Source organism: Streptomyces sp. NPDC002054 (genome assembly GCF_040296685.1).
Taxonomy (GTDB): Bacteria; Actinomycetota; Actinomycetes; order Streptomycetales; family Streptomycetaceae; genus Streptomyces.
Map to the genome: position 1 here is coordinate 127,198 of NZ_JBEOXT010000013.1, position 14,455 is coordinate 141,652.

Genomic DNA, 14,455 nt, shown 5'->3' on the forward strand with positions numbered 1-14,455 from the left:
CCGGTCCGCACTGTCGGTGCCGTTTGGTAAGAATGCTGCTGTGAGCAGCGAGAACGAATCGGGGGAGCGGTCCGCGGACGGGAGTCCGGGCGGACCGCCGGAGCAGCTCGCGCTCATGAGGGACATGGTCGCCGAGGCGAAGGCCAAGGCGCCCAAGGCCAAACCCCGCACCTGGCGGGGCGCAGCCCTCGCCAAGGACCTTCCCGTCGCCCGGATCCTGGTCAACAAGGGCGTGCTCCACCTGGACCAGCTGTGGGACTACGCCGTCCCCGAGGAGCTCTCCGAGGCCGCCCAGCCCGGTGTCCGGGTCCGGGTCCGGTTCGGCGCCGGAGCCCACCAGGTGCGCGGCGGACGCCGCGAGGGCGGCGGCCTCATCGACGGCTTCGTCATCGAGCGCCGCGCCGACACCGACTATCACGGCCCGCTGGCCGCCCTTGCCCAGGTCGTCTCGCCCGAAGCCGTCCTGAGCCCCCGCATGCTTGCCCTGGCCCGGGCCGTCGCCGACCGGTACGCGGGCAGCCTGGCCGACGTACTCCAGCTGGCCCTGCCCCCGCGCAACGCCCGCGCCGAGGCCAAGCCCTCCCCGGAGCCGCTGCCGCCGCCCCCCGCGCCCGAGCCCGGCGGCTGGGCGCGCTACCCGGCCGGACCGGCCTTCCTCCGGGCCCTGGCCGGCGGGGGAGACCCGCGCGCCGTCTGGACCGCGCTGCCCGGTCCCGGCTGGGCGGAGGAACTCGCCCGTGCCCTCGCCGCCACCCTCGCCTCCGGCCGCGGCGCCCTCGCGGTCCTCCCCGACGGCAGGACCGCAGCCCGCCTCGACGCGGCACTCACCGCCCTCGTCGGCGAGGGCCGGCACGCCCTGCTCACCGCCGAATCGGGCCCGGAGAAGCGCTACCGGCAGTGGCTCGCCGTGCACCGGGGCTCGGTGCGCGCCGTGATCGGCACCCGGGCCGCCATGTTCGCCCCCGTCCGGGACCTCGGCCTGGTCGCGATCTGGGACGACGGGGACTCCAGCCACAGCGATGACAACGCCCCGTTCCCGCACGTCCGCGAGGTGCTCGAACTCCGTGCCGTCGGCGACGGCTGCGGCTTCATGGCCGGCAGCACCTCCTGCACCGTCGAGGCCGCCCAGCTGGTCGAATCCGGCTGGGCCCGGCCGCTGGTCGCCGACCGGGAGACCGTACGGGCCACCGCCCCCCGGATCCGGACCGTCGGCGACGAGCTGCTGGCCCGGGACGAGGCGGCCCGCGCCGCCCGGCTGCCCAGCCTGGCCTGGGAGACCGTACGGGAAGGCCTCAAGACCGGCCCCGTCCTGGTCCAGGTGCCCCGGCGCGGCTACGTCCCCCGGCTGGCGTGCGAGCGCTGCCGGACCCCCGCCCGCTGCACGGCCTGCGCGGGCCCGCTGGAGGCCCCGGACGAACGGGAGCTGACCTGCGGCTGGTGCGGGCGTTCCGAAAACTCCTGGCACTGCCAGGAGTGCGGATCGTTCCGGCTGCGCGCCCAGGTGGTGGGCGCCCGCCGTACCGCCGAGGAGCTCGGCCGGGCCTTTCCCGCCGTCGCGGTGCGCACCTCCGGCCGGGACCACATCCTGGACCTGGTCCCGGACAGGCCGGCCCTGGTGGTCTCCACCCCGGGCGCCGAGCCGGTCGCGGCGGGGGAGGGCTATGCCGCCGCCCTGCTGCTGGACGGCTGGGCCATGCTGGGCCGCCCCGACCTGCGGGCCGGCGAGGAGGCGCTGCGCCGCTGGCTGGGGGCGTCCTCCCTGGTCCGGCCGGACGGGACGGTCGTGATCGTCGCGGAGCCGACGCTCCGCCCGGTCCAGGCCCTGGTCCGCTGGGACCCGGTGGGCCATGCCCTGCGGGAACTGGCGGAGCGCGCCCAGCTGGGCTTCCCCCCGGTCTCCCGGATGGCATCGGTGGCGGGCGGCGCCGAGGCGGTGGCCTCCTTCCTGGCCGCGGCCGGACTCCCGCCGGACGCGGAGATCCTGGGCCCGGTGCCGCTGCCGTCCCGCCGCGGCGAACCAGCACCCGGCGAGCGCGCCCTGGTGCGCGTCCCGCCGGGCAGCGGGGCGGCCCTGGCCGCGGCGCTGAAGTCGGCGCAGGCGGCCCGGCTGGCCCGGGGCGTCCCGCCCTCGGAAGCGGTCCGGGTCCGCATCGATCCGCCGCACATCGGCTGACCCGGCTGCGTCTGGCGGACAATCAACTCCGTTACAGGTTTCTTCTGCAGGGTGATCCGAAGGGAAGTCCATGCAAGAGCACTTTGACGTCGTCGTCCTCGGGGCCGGGCCCGGCGGCTATGTGGCCGCCATCCGCGCCGCCCAACTCGGCAAGCGGGTCGCCGTCGTGGAGGAGAAGTACTGGGGCGGCGTCTGCCTGAACATCGGCTGCATCCCCACCAAGGCGCTGCTGCGCAATGCCGAACTCGCGCACCTCTTCACGCACGAGGCCAAGACCTTCGGCATCAAGGTGAACGGCGAGGTCTCCTTCGACTACGGCGAGGCGTTCCGGCGCAGCCGCCGGGTCGCGGACGGCCGGGTCAAGGGCGTCCACTACCTGATGAAGAAGAACGGCATCACCGAGATCGACGGCCGGGGCACCTTCCTCGACGCGCACACCCTCCGGGTCGACGGTCCGGACGGCAGCGCGCGGTCGGTCTCCTTCGACCACTGCATCCTCGCCACCGGAGCAACCCCGCGGCTGCTGCCCGGTACCCGGCTCAGCGAGCGTGTGGTGACGTACGAGGAGCAGATCCTCGCCGAGGAGGTGCCGCAGTCCATCGTGATCGCGGGCGCCGGGGCCATCGGCGTCGAGTTCGCGTACGTCCTGCACAACTACGGCGTGAAGGTCACCATCGTCGAGTTCCTGGACCGGATCGCGCCGCTGGAGGACGCGGACGTGTCCGCCGAACTGGCCCGGCAGTACCGCAAGCTGGGCATCGAGGTGCTGACCTCGACCAGGGTGGAGGCGATCGACGAATCGGGCCCGCAGGTCCGGGTGACGGTCACCGGCCCCGACGGCACCGCCAAGGTCCTGGAGACCGACCGGGTGCTCCAGGCCATCGGCTTCGCCCCGAACGTCACCGGCTACGGCCTGGAGGCGACCGGCGTGGGTGTCACCGAGCGCGGCGCGGTCGAGGTGGACGGCCGCTGCCGCACCTCGGTGCCGCACATCTTCGCCATCGGAGACGTCACGGCCAAGCTGATGCTGGCGCACACCGCCGAGGCGATGGGCGTGATCGCGGCCGAGACGATCGCGGACGCGGAGACGATGGAGCTGGACTACCCGATGATCCCGCGGGCGACCTACTGCCAGCCGCAGATCGCCAGCTTCGGCTGGACCGAGGCGCAGGCGACGGAGAAGGGCTTCGACGTCAAGGTCGCCAAGTTCCCCTTCACCGCCAACGGCAAGGCGCACGGCCTGGGCGACACGGCCGGCTTTGTGAAGCTGATCAGCGACGCCACCCACGGCGAGATCATCGGCGCCCACCTGATCGGACCGGATGTCACCGAGCTCCTGCCGCAGCTGACGCTGGCCCAGCAGTGGGACCTGACGGTCCATGAGGTCGCCCGCAACGTCCATGCGCACCCCACGCTGGGCGAGGCGGTCAAGGAGGCGGTGCACGGCCTGGCGGGCCACATGATCAACTTCTAGTCCCGCTGATCACCTTCCAGTCCCGTCACCGGGGCCGCGGTCTTCCGACCCCGGCCCCGGTGCGGGGCCCGGTGCCTCAGCCGTTGCGGGGCCCCGGGAAAGCCGCCGTGCGGGAGGCGGCGGCGGAAGCGGAGGCGGGCGCGGAGGCGGCCGACGCCGTTTCCTCGCGCAGGGGTTGCGGGGGGACCGAGCGGGCCGCCGGGACCGTGGGCATGCCCAGGGTGCGGGTGGTGGTGCCCTCGGCCGGCTGCTGTTCCGCCGACTCCGCGGTCTGCGCCCGGCGGGCCCCGTACCGCCGGTGCACGGCCTGCTTGGTCACTCCGAGGGCGGAGCCGACCGCATCCCACGAGAACCCGAGTGAGCGGTCGAAGTCCACCGCGGCGGTGACCAGCGTCTCGACGCTGTCCCGCAGTTCCTGCGCGAGGCGGACGGTCGGCGCGGGCGCCCGGCCGTAGACGACAAAGCCCGTGGAGGGACCGGAGCGGCGCGGGCGGTAGACGTTGCCGAGCTGGGCGGTGAGCGTACGCAGAGCATCCACCTGCCGGCGGACCCGCTCGATGTCCCGCACCAAGAGGTGCAGACTGGCCCGCGCTTGGGCGTCGTGGGTGGCGTGGTCGGCCATGAACAAGCCTCTCGAACCGGTGCTGAAGAGCGGATCGGGCCGCACACACCGTTCAGAACGCGGCCCGTTTCGGTCAATCTCTCTTGACCAACGCTCCATACGGCCCGGAAGTCACGCACCGGGGGCGTGTCGGCATATGCGAGAGGCGCGCCCCTGTGCGTACGCCCCCTCAGCTGCCGCCGCATAGACTGGTGCGCTGCTGACAGCCGCCGTCGCAACAGCGCCGAGATAGCGAGGTAGGACCCCAGTGAAGCTCGTCTTCGCAGGCACCCCCGAGGTCGCCGTGCCCGCCCTGGACGCCCTGATCGCTTCCGGGCGGCACGAGGTGGCCGCGGTCGTCACCCGCCCCGACGCGCCCGCCGGCCGCGGCCGGCGCCTGGTCGCCAGCCCGGTCGCCGAGCGCGCCGAGGAAGCCGGCATCGAGGTGCTCAAGCCCGTCCGGCCGCGGGACCCCGAGTTCCAGGCCCGGCTGCGCGAGATCGCCCCGGACTGCTGCCCGGTCGTCGCCTACGGCGCCCTGCTCCCCAAGAGCGCCCTGGAGATCCCGGCACGCGGCTGGGTCAACCTGCACTTCTCGCTGCTCCCCGCCTGGCGCGGCGCCGCCCCCGTGCAGCACGCGATCCTGGCCGGCGACCCCGTGACCGGCGCGTCCACCTTCCAGATCGAGGAGGGCCTGGACTCGGGCCCGGTCTACGGGGTGCTGACCGAGGAGGTCCGGCCCACCGACACCAGCGGCGATCTCCTCACCCGCCTGGCCTTCGCCGGCGCCGGGCTGCTCGCCGCCACCATGGACGGCATCGAGGACGGCACCCTGCGGGCCGTCCCGCAGGCCTCCGACGGCCTCTCCCAGGCCCCGAAGATCACCGTCGAGATGGCCCGGGTCGACTGGACGGCCCCGGCGCTGCGCGCCGACCGGGTGGTCCGCGGCTGCACCCCGGCGCCCGGCGCGTGGACGGTGTTCCGCGGCGAGCGGCTCAAGCTGATCTCGGTGGGCCTGGTGGCCGACCGCACCGACCTGGCCCCCGGTGAGCTCGGCGTCGCCAAGAACAACGTCTACGTCGGCACCGGCTCGCACGCCGTGGAGCTGCTCTGGGTGCAGCCGCAGGGCAAGAAGCCGATGCGCGGCGCCGACTGGGCCCGCGGCGTGCGGATCGCCGCCGGCGAGCGGCTGGGCTGACCCCACGTACGCTGGTCGAACAGCCCCACCCTTTCTCTCCTCGTACCTCCGGAGCACCTTTCACGTGAGCGATCAGCCCCGTCGCCCTGCCAAGCCGCACCGCCGCCCGAAGAAGGACCCCGTCCGGATCCTTGCCTTCGAGGTGCTGCGCGCGGTGGACGAGCGTGACGCGTACGCCAACCTCGTGCTGCCGCCGCTGCTGCGCAAGGCCCGCCAGAACGCGGACTTCGAGGCGCGGGACGCGGCGCTGGCCACCGAGCTGGTCTACGGGACGTTGCGCCGCCAGGGCACGTACGACGCGATCATCTCCGCCTGCATCGACCGGCCGCTGCGCGAGGTGGACCCGCCGGTGCTGGACGTGCTGTCGCTCGGGGCGCACCAGCTGCTCGGCACCCGCATCCCGCCCCACGCGGCCGTCTCGGCCAGCGTGGAGCTGGCGCGGGTGGTGCTGGGCGACGGCCGGGCCAAGTTCGTGAACGCGGTGCTCCGCAAGATCTCCGCGCACGATCTGGCCGGCTGGCTGGAGCAGGTGGCCCCGCCGTACGAGGACGATGCCGAGCAGCATCTCGCGGTGATGCACTCGCACCCGCGCTGGGTGGTCTCCGCGCTGTGGGACGCGCTCGGCGGTGGCCGGGCCGGCATCGAGGACCTGCTGGAGGCCGACAACGAGCGGCCGGAGGTGACCCTGGTGGCCCGGCCCGGCCGGTCCACCCCGGCGGAGCTGCTCGAGGTGGCCGGCGCGGATTCCGCCCTGCCGGGCCGCTGGTCCCCGTACGCCGTACGACTCGCCGAGGGCGGCGAGCCGGGCGCGCTGGAACCCGTCCGCGAAGGCCGTGCGGGGGTGCAGGACGAGGGCAGCCAGCTGGTGGCCATCGCCCTGGCGAACGCCCCCGTCGAAGGGCCCGACGCCCGCTGGCTGGACGGCTGCGCGGGCCCCGGCGGCAAGGCCGCCCTGCTGGGTGCGCTGGCCGCGGAGCGGGGCGCCTTCCTGCTGGCCTCGGAGAAGCAGCCGCACCGAGCCCGGCTGGTGGAGCGGGCGCTGGCCGGCAACCCTGGCCCGTACCAGGTCATCACGGCGGACGGCACCCGGCCGCCGTGGCTGCCGGGCTCCTTCGACCGGGTCCTGATGGACGTCCCGTGCACCGGCCTGGGCGCGCTGCGGCGCCGCCCGGAGGCCCGGTGGCGGCGCCGCCCGGAGGACCTGGACGGCTTCGGGCCGCTCCAGCGCTCGCTGCTGCGCGAGGCGCTGGCGGCCGTCCGGGTCGGCGGCGTGGTCGGCTACGCGACCTGCTCCCCGCACCTGGCGGAGACCCGGGTCGTGGTGGAGGACGTCCTCAAGGGCCGGGGCGCCGGCGCCGAGCCGGTGTCCGCCGAACTGATCGACGCCCGCCCGCTCCTGCCGGGCGTACCGGCCCTCGGCGACGGCCCGGACATCCAGCTCTGGCCGCACCTGCACGGCACGGACGCCATGTACCTGGCCCTGCTGCGCCGCACCGCCTAGGCGGCGGTTGTCGGCCGGCGGCGGCCGGCTGCGGCGGTGCCCTGCGGGAGATGCGGGGTCGGGGTCGAAGGCGGGCGCGGGCATGGCAGGCTTGGGGCATGGCCGTTCAGATCAATCCCAGCATCCTGTCCGCGGACTTCTCCCGACTTGCCGACGAGGCGAAGGCGGTGGAGGGGGCCGACTGGCTGCACGTCGACGTCATGGACAACCACTTCGTCCCGAACCTCACCCTCGGGATGCCGATCGTGGAGTCCCTCAGCCGCGCCACGGACATTCCGCTGGACCTGCATCTGATGATCGCGGACCCCGACCGCTGGGCCCCGCAGTACGTGGAGGCGGGCGCCGGGTCCGTCACCTTCCACGCCGAGGCGGCCGGGGCCCCGGTCCGGCTGGCGCGGGAGATCCGGGCCAAGGGCGCGCGGGCCTCGATGGCACTGAAGCCGGCCACCCCGATCGAGCAGTACGAGGACATCCTCCCCGAGCTCGACATGCTGCTCATCATGACGGTGGAGCCCGGCTTCGGCGGGCAGCCGTTCCTGGACGTGATGCTGCCGAAGATCCGCCGGACCCGCGAGCTGATCGCCAAGCACGGGCTGGAGCTCTGGCTGCAGGTGGACGGCGGCGTGTCGGCGTCCACCATCGAACGCTGTGCCGAGGCCGGAGCGGATGTGTTCGTCGCCGGCAGCGCGGTCTACGGCGCGGTCGATCCGGCCGCCGCGGTGCGCACCCTGCGCGAGCAGGCGGGTGCCGCGATCGCCGCGGCTCCCTGGGCGTGTGACCACTGAAACAAGCATTGGTGAACGGCTCGGTGAACGTCGGCCGTCTGCCCTGATCAACGGCCGCCGGATCTGACAGGATGAACGGCGAGTCGAGAGTGTGAACAGCAGTGAGGAGAACGCGGTGTCTGCAATGTCGGCGGGACGGTCAGCCCTGCGGATGGGACCCGCGGAGCTGGTGCAGGCGGCGGCCATGGCCCGCCGCTTCTACCTCGAGGGCAAATCCAAGATCCAGATCGCCGAGGAGTTCGGCGTGAGCCGCTTCAAGGTGGCCCGGGTCCTGGAGACGGCTCTGGAGCGGGACCTCGTGCGCATCGAGATCCGGGTGCCGGCCGAGCTGGACGCGGAACGCTCGGACGCGTTGCGCGCCCGCTACGGGCTGCGGCACGCCGTGGTCGTCGAATCGCCCGCCGAGGTCACGGAGGACGCGCCCGACCCGGAGAACCTGGGCGCGGTGGCGGCGGACCTCCTCGGCGAGCTGGTCAACGAGGGCGATGTACTGGGTCTGGCGTGGGGCCGGTCGACCATTCACATGGCGGCTGCCCTGCACCGGCTGCCCCAGTGCACCGTGGTGCAGCTGACCGGGGTGTACGACGCCGGGACGGCGGAGCGCGGATCGGTGGAGGCGGTGCGCCGGGCCGCCCAGGTGTCGGGCGGGGACGCGCACCCCATCTACGCGCCGATGCTGCTGCCCGATCCGGCGACGGCGGCGGCGCTGCGCAGCCAGACCGGGATCGCGCGGGCCTTCGACTACTTCGACAAGGTGACGGTGGCCGCGGTGTCCATCGGCTCCTGGGAGCCGGGCATCTCCACCGTGCACGACATGCTGTCCGACGAGGAGCGGGCGCACTACGCCTCGCTCGGTGTCGCCGCGGAGATGTCGGCACACCTGTTCGACGCGGAGGGCCGCCGGGTCGGCCGGGACCTCGGGGAGCGGTGCATCACCGTCGAGGCGGACCGGCTGCGGCGGATCCCGGAGGTGGTGGCGATCGCGGGCGGGCTGCGGAAGGCTTCGGCGATCGGGGCGGTGCTTCGGTCCGGGCTGGTGACCAGCCTGGTCACGGACACGGCCGCGGCGGACTATCTGCTGACCGAGTCGGAGCCGGGGCTTCGGCCGGCGCTGGACCGGGCTGATCCGGACGACTGAGGCGGGGCCGGCCGGGGCGGCCGGGCGGGCTGGGCTGGCCGGGCTGGGCTGATTCGCGTACGAATCGGATATTTGGCAGCATCGGGCGCATGATCTTCCGGAGCGTGCCCCGACGGTTGCTGCGGGTGCTGGGGGCTGTGGTCCTGTGCCTGGCCGTGGCTGCGGGGGTCGGGGCTTGTGGGAGCGGCACCACCACCTCGCCGAGCGTGGTCGCCACGCCCTCGTGGGCCGAGGGGATGGCGACGGTTCCGGCCGGCGATCTGCCGCCGCAGGCCCGGGACACCCTTGCGCTGATCGACCGGGGTGGGCCGTACCCGTACCGGCAGGACGGGACGGTGTTCGGGAACTTCGAGAAGCTGCTGCCCAGGCAGAAGCGCGGCTACTACCACGAGTTCACGGTGAAAACCCCGGGGGAGCGGGACCGCGGGGCCCGGCGGATCGTGACGGGCCAGGGCGGGGAGCTCTACTACACGGACGACCACTACCAGACCTTCGAGGCGGTTCTCCGATGACCCTGGACCCGCAGCCGGCGGCCGGCTGGACGACCCTGCGGCTCGACCTGGACGGCGTACGGAGCAAGGCCGGGCTGATGGATGCCTGTGCGGAGGCGTTTGCGCTGCCGGAGTGGTTCGGGCGGAACTGGGATGCGCTGGCGGATTGTTTGGTCGACCTGTCGTGGTTGCCGGAGGCGCCGGGGCGGGTGGTGGTGGTGAGTTCTTGGCGGGGCTTTGCCAGGGCGCGGCCGGGGGACTGGGAGACGTTGCGGGAGGTGCTGGAGGAGGCGGTGGGGTACTGGCGGGAGGTGGAGGGCGCCGGGGCGGGGCTGGAGGTCCTGCTGGCTGACGCGCCGCCGGAGCCGGAGCCGGGGCGGTAGCGGGCGGGGCCGCTGCGCGGGGCCTTTCCCCCACCCCGCCCCTTCCCGAAACCGGGGCTCCGCCCCGGACCCCGCCGGGGCGCCCGGGCTCCGCCCGGCACCCCGTTTCGGGGGCTCCGCCCCAGACCCCCGCGCCGGGCGGGTCGGTCAGGACTTCGGGATCCAGGGTGGGGTTTGGCCCCAGGTCCAGACCGGGATTTTGGCCGCGTCCACCGGGGGCGGGTTGTCGCCCGAGTAGATCAGGGCCATGCGGGTGCCCCACTCGATGTAGTAGACGAAGACGGCCCGGAACTCCGGGTCGGTCGGGAGGCCGACCTCGTCCGCCGTGTCGAGCAGGAGGTCCACCCAGCGGCGGCGTTGCTGCTCGGTGATGGAGCGGCCCAGGTGCTTGGTGGCCATGTGCTGATGGCCGCCGTGGTGGGCGGTGTAGTCGGCCGGGCCGCCGAAGACCTCGGCGAGCCAGACCGCCACGTGCTGCGGGTGCTCGGCGTCCATGCCCGCGAAGACCGGGGCCAGGATCTCGTCCTGCAGGGCGTGCCCGTAGAACGCGTCGGTGAGGCGGTTCATCGCCTCCGCGCCGCCCATCCATTCGTAGATCGTGGGGGTTGTGGGGGTGCTCATTACTGTGCCGTGGCCTTTCCGATGCCCACCACATCCGTGGCGAGGTAGTGCTGCATCTCCTCGATCGCGGTGACGTACGGGCGGATCGCGCTGAAGAAGGCGGGGAAGTGCTCGCCCTTGCGGAAGCCCTGGAGGTGGTCCTCGACCGAGGTCCAGCGGATCCGCAGGATGTAGCGCTCGCGTTCCTCCTGGCAGCGCGTCAGCTCGTAGTCGATGCACTGCGGCGCGGCGGCCAGTGATTCGGCGGCCCGACGGTAGGCGTCCTCGAACGCGGCCTGGTCGTCTAACGCGATCCGGTAGCGGATGTACTCGACGGTCGTGGTCGTGGTCATGGTGTGCCTCTTCCCTGTGATCGGCCCGGCGGGTGCGCGCCGCCGCGCCCACCCTTGTCGGATCAACGGTTCCCCGGGGCGGCTTCCGTCATTCGGAGTCGGACTTCTGGGAGTCGGAGTCCGGTGCGTCCCCGTTTGCCGTGTCTGTTACGTCGGGGCCCTGTGCGCGGACCCGCTGGACCCCGGCGAGGGAGTCACGCAGGTCGGCCAGCCAGGATTCGGTGTTGCGGCCCACCAGGCGGACGCACCAGGCGAGGGCGTCGGCCCGGCTGCGGGCGACTCCGCCCGCCACCAGGAGGTCCAGGACCTGGCGTTCGGACTGGCGGAGCCGGGTCATGACCGGGACGGCCAGGTGGGTGAACAGGATGCGCTCGTCACCCACCCGGACGCCCCAGGCGACCTTCCGGCGGTAGAGCTGTTCGGCCTCGCGGGCCACCTCGATGCGCTGCTCCCGGGTGCGTTCGCGGAAGTCCGCCGCCGACTCGTCGGCCGGCGGGCGGCCGACCACGGTGATCTCCTCGCGGTCGACCACGACCTCGAGGACCTCCTCGTAGACGTCCACCGGAAGGCGGCCGGCGAACCAGCCGCGGAGCTCTTCTCTCTGTTCGGCTGTAATCATGTAATCAACGTTGCATCCGTTGTGGTCTTGATCACAACCCTCCGCGGCCGGTGTTCGCTCTCAGCCCATCGAGCGGTACCGGTGGATCAGGGAGACGGCCATCGCCCCCTCGCCGACGCCCGAGGCCACCCGCTTCACCGAGTGGGCGCGGACGTCGCCGGCTGCGAAGACCCCGGGAATGCTGGTCTCCAGCGGATAGGGGGCCCGTTCCAGGCTCCACTCGGCCGGGAGCTCGCCGCCGTTGGCGATCAGGTCCGAGCCGGTCAGTACGAAGCCGTGGTCGTCCCGCTCCACCACGCCCGCCAGCCAGTCCGTGTGCGGGCGGGCACCGATGAAGGTGAACATGAAGCGGGCCGGGATCGTGGTGTCCGTTCCGGTCTCGGAGTTGTGGAGGGTGATCTGTTCCAGGTGCTCGCCGCCTTCCAGGGCGGTGACGGTGGTGCGGACCTTGACCTCGATGTTGGGCGTCCGGCCGATCTCGTCGATCAGGTAGCGGGACATGCTCGTGTCCAGCGACTCCGCCCGGACCAGGATGGTCACCCGGGCCGCGTACTTGGCGAAGTGGATCGCCGCCTGCCCGGCCGAGTTCGCGCCGCCGACGATGAACACGTGCTGCGAGATGCAGGCCGAGCTCTCGGTGGTCGCTGCGCCGTAGTACAGGCCGGCGCCCTCGAAACGGTCCGCGCCCGGTGCTTCGAGGCGGTTGTAGGCGACCCCGGTGGCCAGCAGGACCGTCTCTGCGGAGATCTCCGTGCCGTCGGCCAGGGTGAGGATCTTCGCCGGGTCGTCCCGGGTGATCGAGACCACTTCCACCGGGTGCAGGATCTCCGCCCCGAAGCGGGACGCCTGGATGGTGGCCCGGCGGGTCAGGTCCCCGCCGGACAGGCCCGAGGGGAAGCCCAGGTAGTTCTCGATCAGGCTGGAGGTGCCCGCCTGGCCGCCGGGCGCGCGGGAGTCCAGCATCAGGGTGGACAGGCCCTCGGAGGCGGCGTACACCCCGGCCGCCAGGCCCGCCGGGCCGGCTCCGACGATCACGCACTCGTAGTGCGGGCGGGACGCGGTGGTGGACAGCCCCAGCCGCTGGGCGAGTTCGGTGTCCGTGGGTGCGGACAGCACCGTGCCGTCCGGGAAGCGGACGAGCGGGAGGGCCCCGTCCGGGCGGTCGGCGATGACGGTCAGCGCCTCGGGATCGCGCTCCACGTTGAGGAAACGGAACGGCTGGCCGTTGCGGGTGAAGAAGTCCCGTACGGCGTGGGTGCCGGGGGAGACGAGGTGGCCGGCCACGATGATGCCGTCGTAGGCCGGCCGGTAGGTGGCCAGCCAGTCCGACAGCAGGTCGTCCAGGACGGGGAAGAGCCGCTCGTGCGGCGGATCCCAGGGCTTGAGCAGGTAGTAGTCCAGCCGGACCCGGTTGATGGCGGTGATCGCCGCGTCCGTCTCCGCGTACGCGGTGAGGAGGACCCGGCGGGCGTCCGGGAAGCGGCTCACCGCCTCGAGGAGGAACTCCACGCCCGTCACGTCCGGCATCCGCTGGTCGACCAGGAACAGGGCCGGGTCGTGGCCGCGCTCGTCGAGGGAGTCGAGGATCTTCAGCGCGTCGGCGGCGGAGGAGGCGCCCAGCACCCGGTACCGGTCGCCGTAGGCGCTGCGCAGGTCGCGGCGGACGGCCCGCAGCACCTGAGGGTCGTCGTCCACCGCCAGGATGACCGGCTTGCGGTTCTCCGCCCGGGCCTGATCTGCCTTGTCCGCTGCCGTTCCCGTGGGCCGGCCGGTCTCCGGTGCCGCACTCATGCCGCGTCCAGCATCAGCTTGTCGGCGTAGCACCACGCCCAGTCCTCGCCCGGCTCGTGGGAGGCGGCGATGGGGTGCCCGGTGAGCCGGAAGTGCCGGGTGGCATGCCGGTTCTTCGAGGAGTCGCAGCAGCCGACGTGCCCGCAACTGAGGCACATCCGCAGGTGCACCCAGCCGTCGCCGAGGGCGAGGCACTCCTCGCAGCCCTCGGTGCCCGCCCGCACCGGACGTATCTGATCGATGTGCGTGCAGATGGTGTCCATCGGCCCCGTCCCTTCCCGTGAAGCGTCCCCGTGATCCGTCCAGAAGATAAAGGCGGAGATCGGCTCCCGGTTCAACGATTCGGCCGAAGTCAGGAAGTCCGGAAGCGACTTCCTGAACTCGCCCGGCGACTTCCTGAGGTGTCCCTGCGACCTGGCCGTCTACCTCACGAAGTCGCACACAGGCGCTTTGACGCAGGCCCACGGCGCCACCAGTGTGGACGACGCCAACGACAACAGGCGGCGCCTGGAGGAATCCGTGAGCAGAAAGATTCTGGTCATTGTCTCCGAACACGGTTACTGGGCCGAAGAACTGATAGGGCCCGTATCGAAGTTCGACGAGCGGGGCTATGAAGTCGTATTCGCCACGCCGACCGGAAAGCGTGCGCACGCACTTCCGCCGAGCCTCGACGCGAACTACATCGACCCCCCGCTGGGCCGCTCGGTGACCACCGAGGAGAACGCCCGGCTGGGGCGCGAATTCGAGCAGTCGAGCCGGCTGGACTCGCCGCTCGACATCGAGGCCTGGGTGCCCGAGCGCCCGTACACGAGCGACGAGGGCTATCTGCGCAAGCTCGAGCAGTACCACCGTGATCTCGACAAACTCGACGCGGACATCGCCGGCTACGACGCGATCCTCATCGTGGGCGGCAGCGGCCCCATCGCCGACCTCGCCAACAACGAGCGGGTCCACGCCCTGATCCTCGCCTTCAAGAAGGCCGGCAAGGTGGTCGCCGCCGAGTGCTACGGCGTGGCCTGCCTGGCCTTCGCCCGGGACTGGAGCGACCGCAAGAGCATCATCTGGGGCAAGCACGTCACCGGCCACTGCAAGGAATACGACTACAAGGACGGCACCGGATTCCTCGGTACCGACTTCAACATGGGCCCGCCCCCGTATCCGCTGGAGTACATCCTGCGCGATGCCACCGGCCCGCGCGGCGCATACCACGGCAATTTCGGAAAACCCGTATCGGTGATCGTGGACTTCCCCTTCGTCACGGGACGTTCGACCCCCGACTCGTATCTCACGGGTCAGAAGATCGTGGAAGTCCTGGAGGACGGTCTCACCCGCTACGGGTGGTAACGAC

At 72.5% G+C, this 14,455-nt stretch carries 15 protein-coding genes; 9 read left to right on the forward strand and 6 right to left on the reverse strand.

What is annotated here, in order from left to right; translation table 11 throughout:
* Positions 1–40 precede the first annotated feature (40 nt).
* Positions 41–2,173, forward strand: coding sequence for a primosomal protein N' (locus ABT123_RS14825; RefSeq protein WP_351313346.1), 2,133 nt, complete (start codon positions 41–43; stop codon positions 2,171–2,173).
* 70 nt (positions 2,174–2,243) lie between these two features.
* Positions 2,244–3,647 carry a dihydrolipoyl dehydrogenase gene (lpdA, locus tag ABT123_RS14830; protein WP_351313348.1) on the forward strand — a complete coding sequence of 468 codons (1,404 nt, stop codon included), beginning with the start codon at positions 2,244–2,246 and terminating at the stop codon, positions 3,645–3,647.
* A gap of 76 nt (positions 3,648–3,723) precedes the next feature.
* Here lpdA and ABT123_RS14835 read toward each other — a convergent pair whose 3' ends face one another.
* Positions 3,724–4,269, reverse strand: coding sequence for a hypothetical protein (locus tag ABT123_RS14835; protein ID WP_351313349.1), 546 nt, complete (start codon positions 4,267–4,269; stop codon positions 3,724–3,726).
* A gap of 247 nt (positions 4,270–4,516) precedes the next feature.
* Between ABT123_RS14835 and fmt the strand changes: the two genes are divergently transcribed.
* The 6 genes from fmt to ABT123_RS14865 all read left to right on the forward strand — a co-directional run bounded on the left by fmt (position 4,517) and on the right by ABT123_RS14865 (position 9,744).
* A complete protein-coding gene (gene fmt, locus ABT123_RS14840) occupies positions 4,517–5,446 on the forward strand; it encodes a methionyl-tRNA formyltransferase (protein ID WP_351313351.1) in 930 nt (309 codons plus the stop codon).
* Between the two features lie 64 nt (positions 5,447–5,510).
* Positions 5,511–6,947: an RsmB/NOP family class I SAM-dependent RNA methyltransferase gene (locus ABT123_RS14845; RefSeq protein ID WP_351313353.1), complete on the forward strand. Its 1,437-nt coding sequence runs from the start codon at positions 5,511–5,513 to the stop codon at positions 6,945–6,947.
* Positions 6,948–7,045: 98 nt separating this feature from the next.
* Complete coding sequence (gene rpe / locus ABT123_RS14850) at positions 7,046–7,732, forward strand: ribulose-phosphate 3-epimerase (protein WP_351313355.1); 687 nt, start codon at positions 7,046–7,048, stop codon at positions 7,730–7,732.
* Between the two features lie 124 nt (positions 7,733–7,856).
* A complete protein-coding gene (locus tag ABT123_RS14855) occupies positions 7,857–8,870 on the forward strand; it encodes a sugar-binding transcriptional regulator (RefSeq protein WP_502970959.1) in 1,014 nt (337 codons plus the stop codon).
* Positions 8,871–8,959: 89 nt separating this feature from the next.
* Positions 8,960–9,382: a guanyl-specific ribonuclease gene (locus ABT123_RS14860; protein WP_351313359.1), complete on the forward strand. Its 423-nt coding sequence runs from the start codon at positions 8,960–8,962 to the stop codon at positions 9,380–9,382.
* Complete coding sequence (locus ABT123_RS14865) at positions 9,379–9,744, forward strand: barstar family protein (protein ID WP_351313361.1); 366 nt, start codon at positions 9,379–9,381, stop codon at positions 9,742–9,744. The genes ABT123_RS14860 and ABT123_RS14865 overlap by 4 nt, the downstream gene beginning before the upstream one ends.
* Before the next feature lie 147 nt (positions 9,745–9,891).
* Here the strand turns inward: ABT123_RS14865 and ABT123_RS14870 are convergent, their stop codons facing one another.
* The 5 genes from ABT123_RS14870 to ABT123_RS14890 all read right to left on the reverse strand — a co-directional run bounded on the left by ABT123_RS14870 (position 9,892) and on the right by ABT123_RS14890 (position 13,370).
* Positions 9,892–10,365 carry a group II truncated hemoglobin gene (locus ABT123_RS14870; protein WP_351313363.1) on the reverse strand — a complete coding sequence of 158 codons (474 nt, stop codon included), beginning with the start codon at positions 10,363–10,365 and terminating at the stop codon, positions 9,892–9,894.
* On the reverse strand, positions 10,365–10,697 hold the full coding sequence (locus tag ABT123_RS14875) for a putative quinol monooxygenase (protein ID WP_351313365.1): 333 nt from the start codon (positions 10,695–10,697) through the stop codon (positions 10,365–10,367). Before ABT123_RS14875 ends, ABT123_RS14870 begins: the two co-directional genes overlap by 1 nt.
* An 88-nt stretch (positions 10,698–10,785) precedes the next feature.
* The gene (gene abmR / locus ABT123_RS14880; protein ID WP_351313367.1) at positions 10,786–11,316 is read right to left on the reverse strand and encodes an ATP-binding transcription factor AbmR; all 531 of its coding nucleotides are present in this window, start codon (positions 11,314–11,316) and stop codon (positions 10,786–10,788) included.
* A 60-nt stretch (positions 11,317–11,376) separates the two neighbouring features.
* Positions 11,377–13,107: an FAD-dependent oxidoreductase gene (locus ABT123_RS14885; protein ID WP_351313369.1), complete on the reverse strand. Its 1,731-nt coding sequence runs from the start codon at positions 13,105–13,107 to the stop codon at positions 11,377–11,379.
* On the reverse strand, positions 13,104–13,370 hold the full coding sequence (locus ABT123_RS14890; protein WP_351313371.1) for a UBP-type zinc finger domain-containing protein: 267 nt from the start codon (positions 13,368–13,370) through the stop codon (positions 13,104–13,106). Before ABT123_RS14890 ends, ABT123_RS14885 begins: the two co-directional genes overlap by 4 nt.
* 256 nt (positions 13,371–13,626) lie before the next feature.
* Here ABT123_RS14890 and ABT123_RS14895 point away from each other — a divergent pair, with 256 nt between their 5' ends.
* On the forward strand, positions 13,627–14,451 hold the full coding sequence (locus ABT123_RS14895) for a type 1 glutamine amidotransferase domain-containing protein (protein WP_351313372.1): 825 nt from the start codon (positions 13,627–13,629) through the stop codon (positions 14,449–14,451).
* The last annotated feature ends 4 nt before the right edge of the window (positions 14,452–14,455 follow it).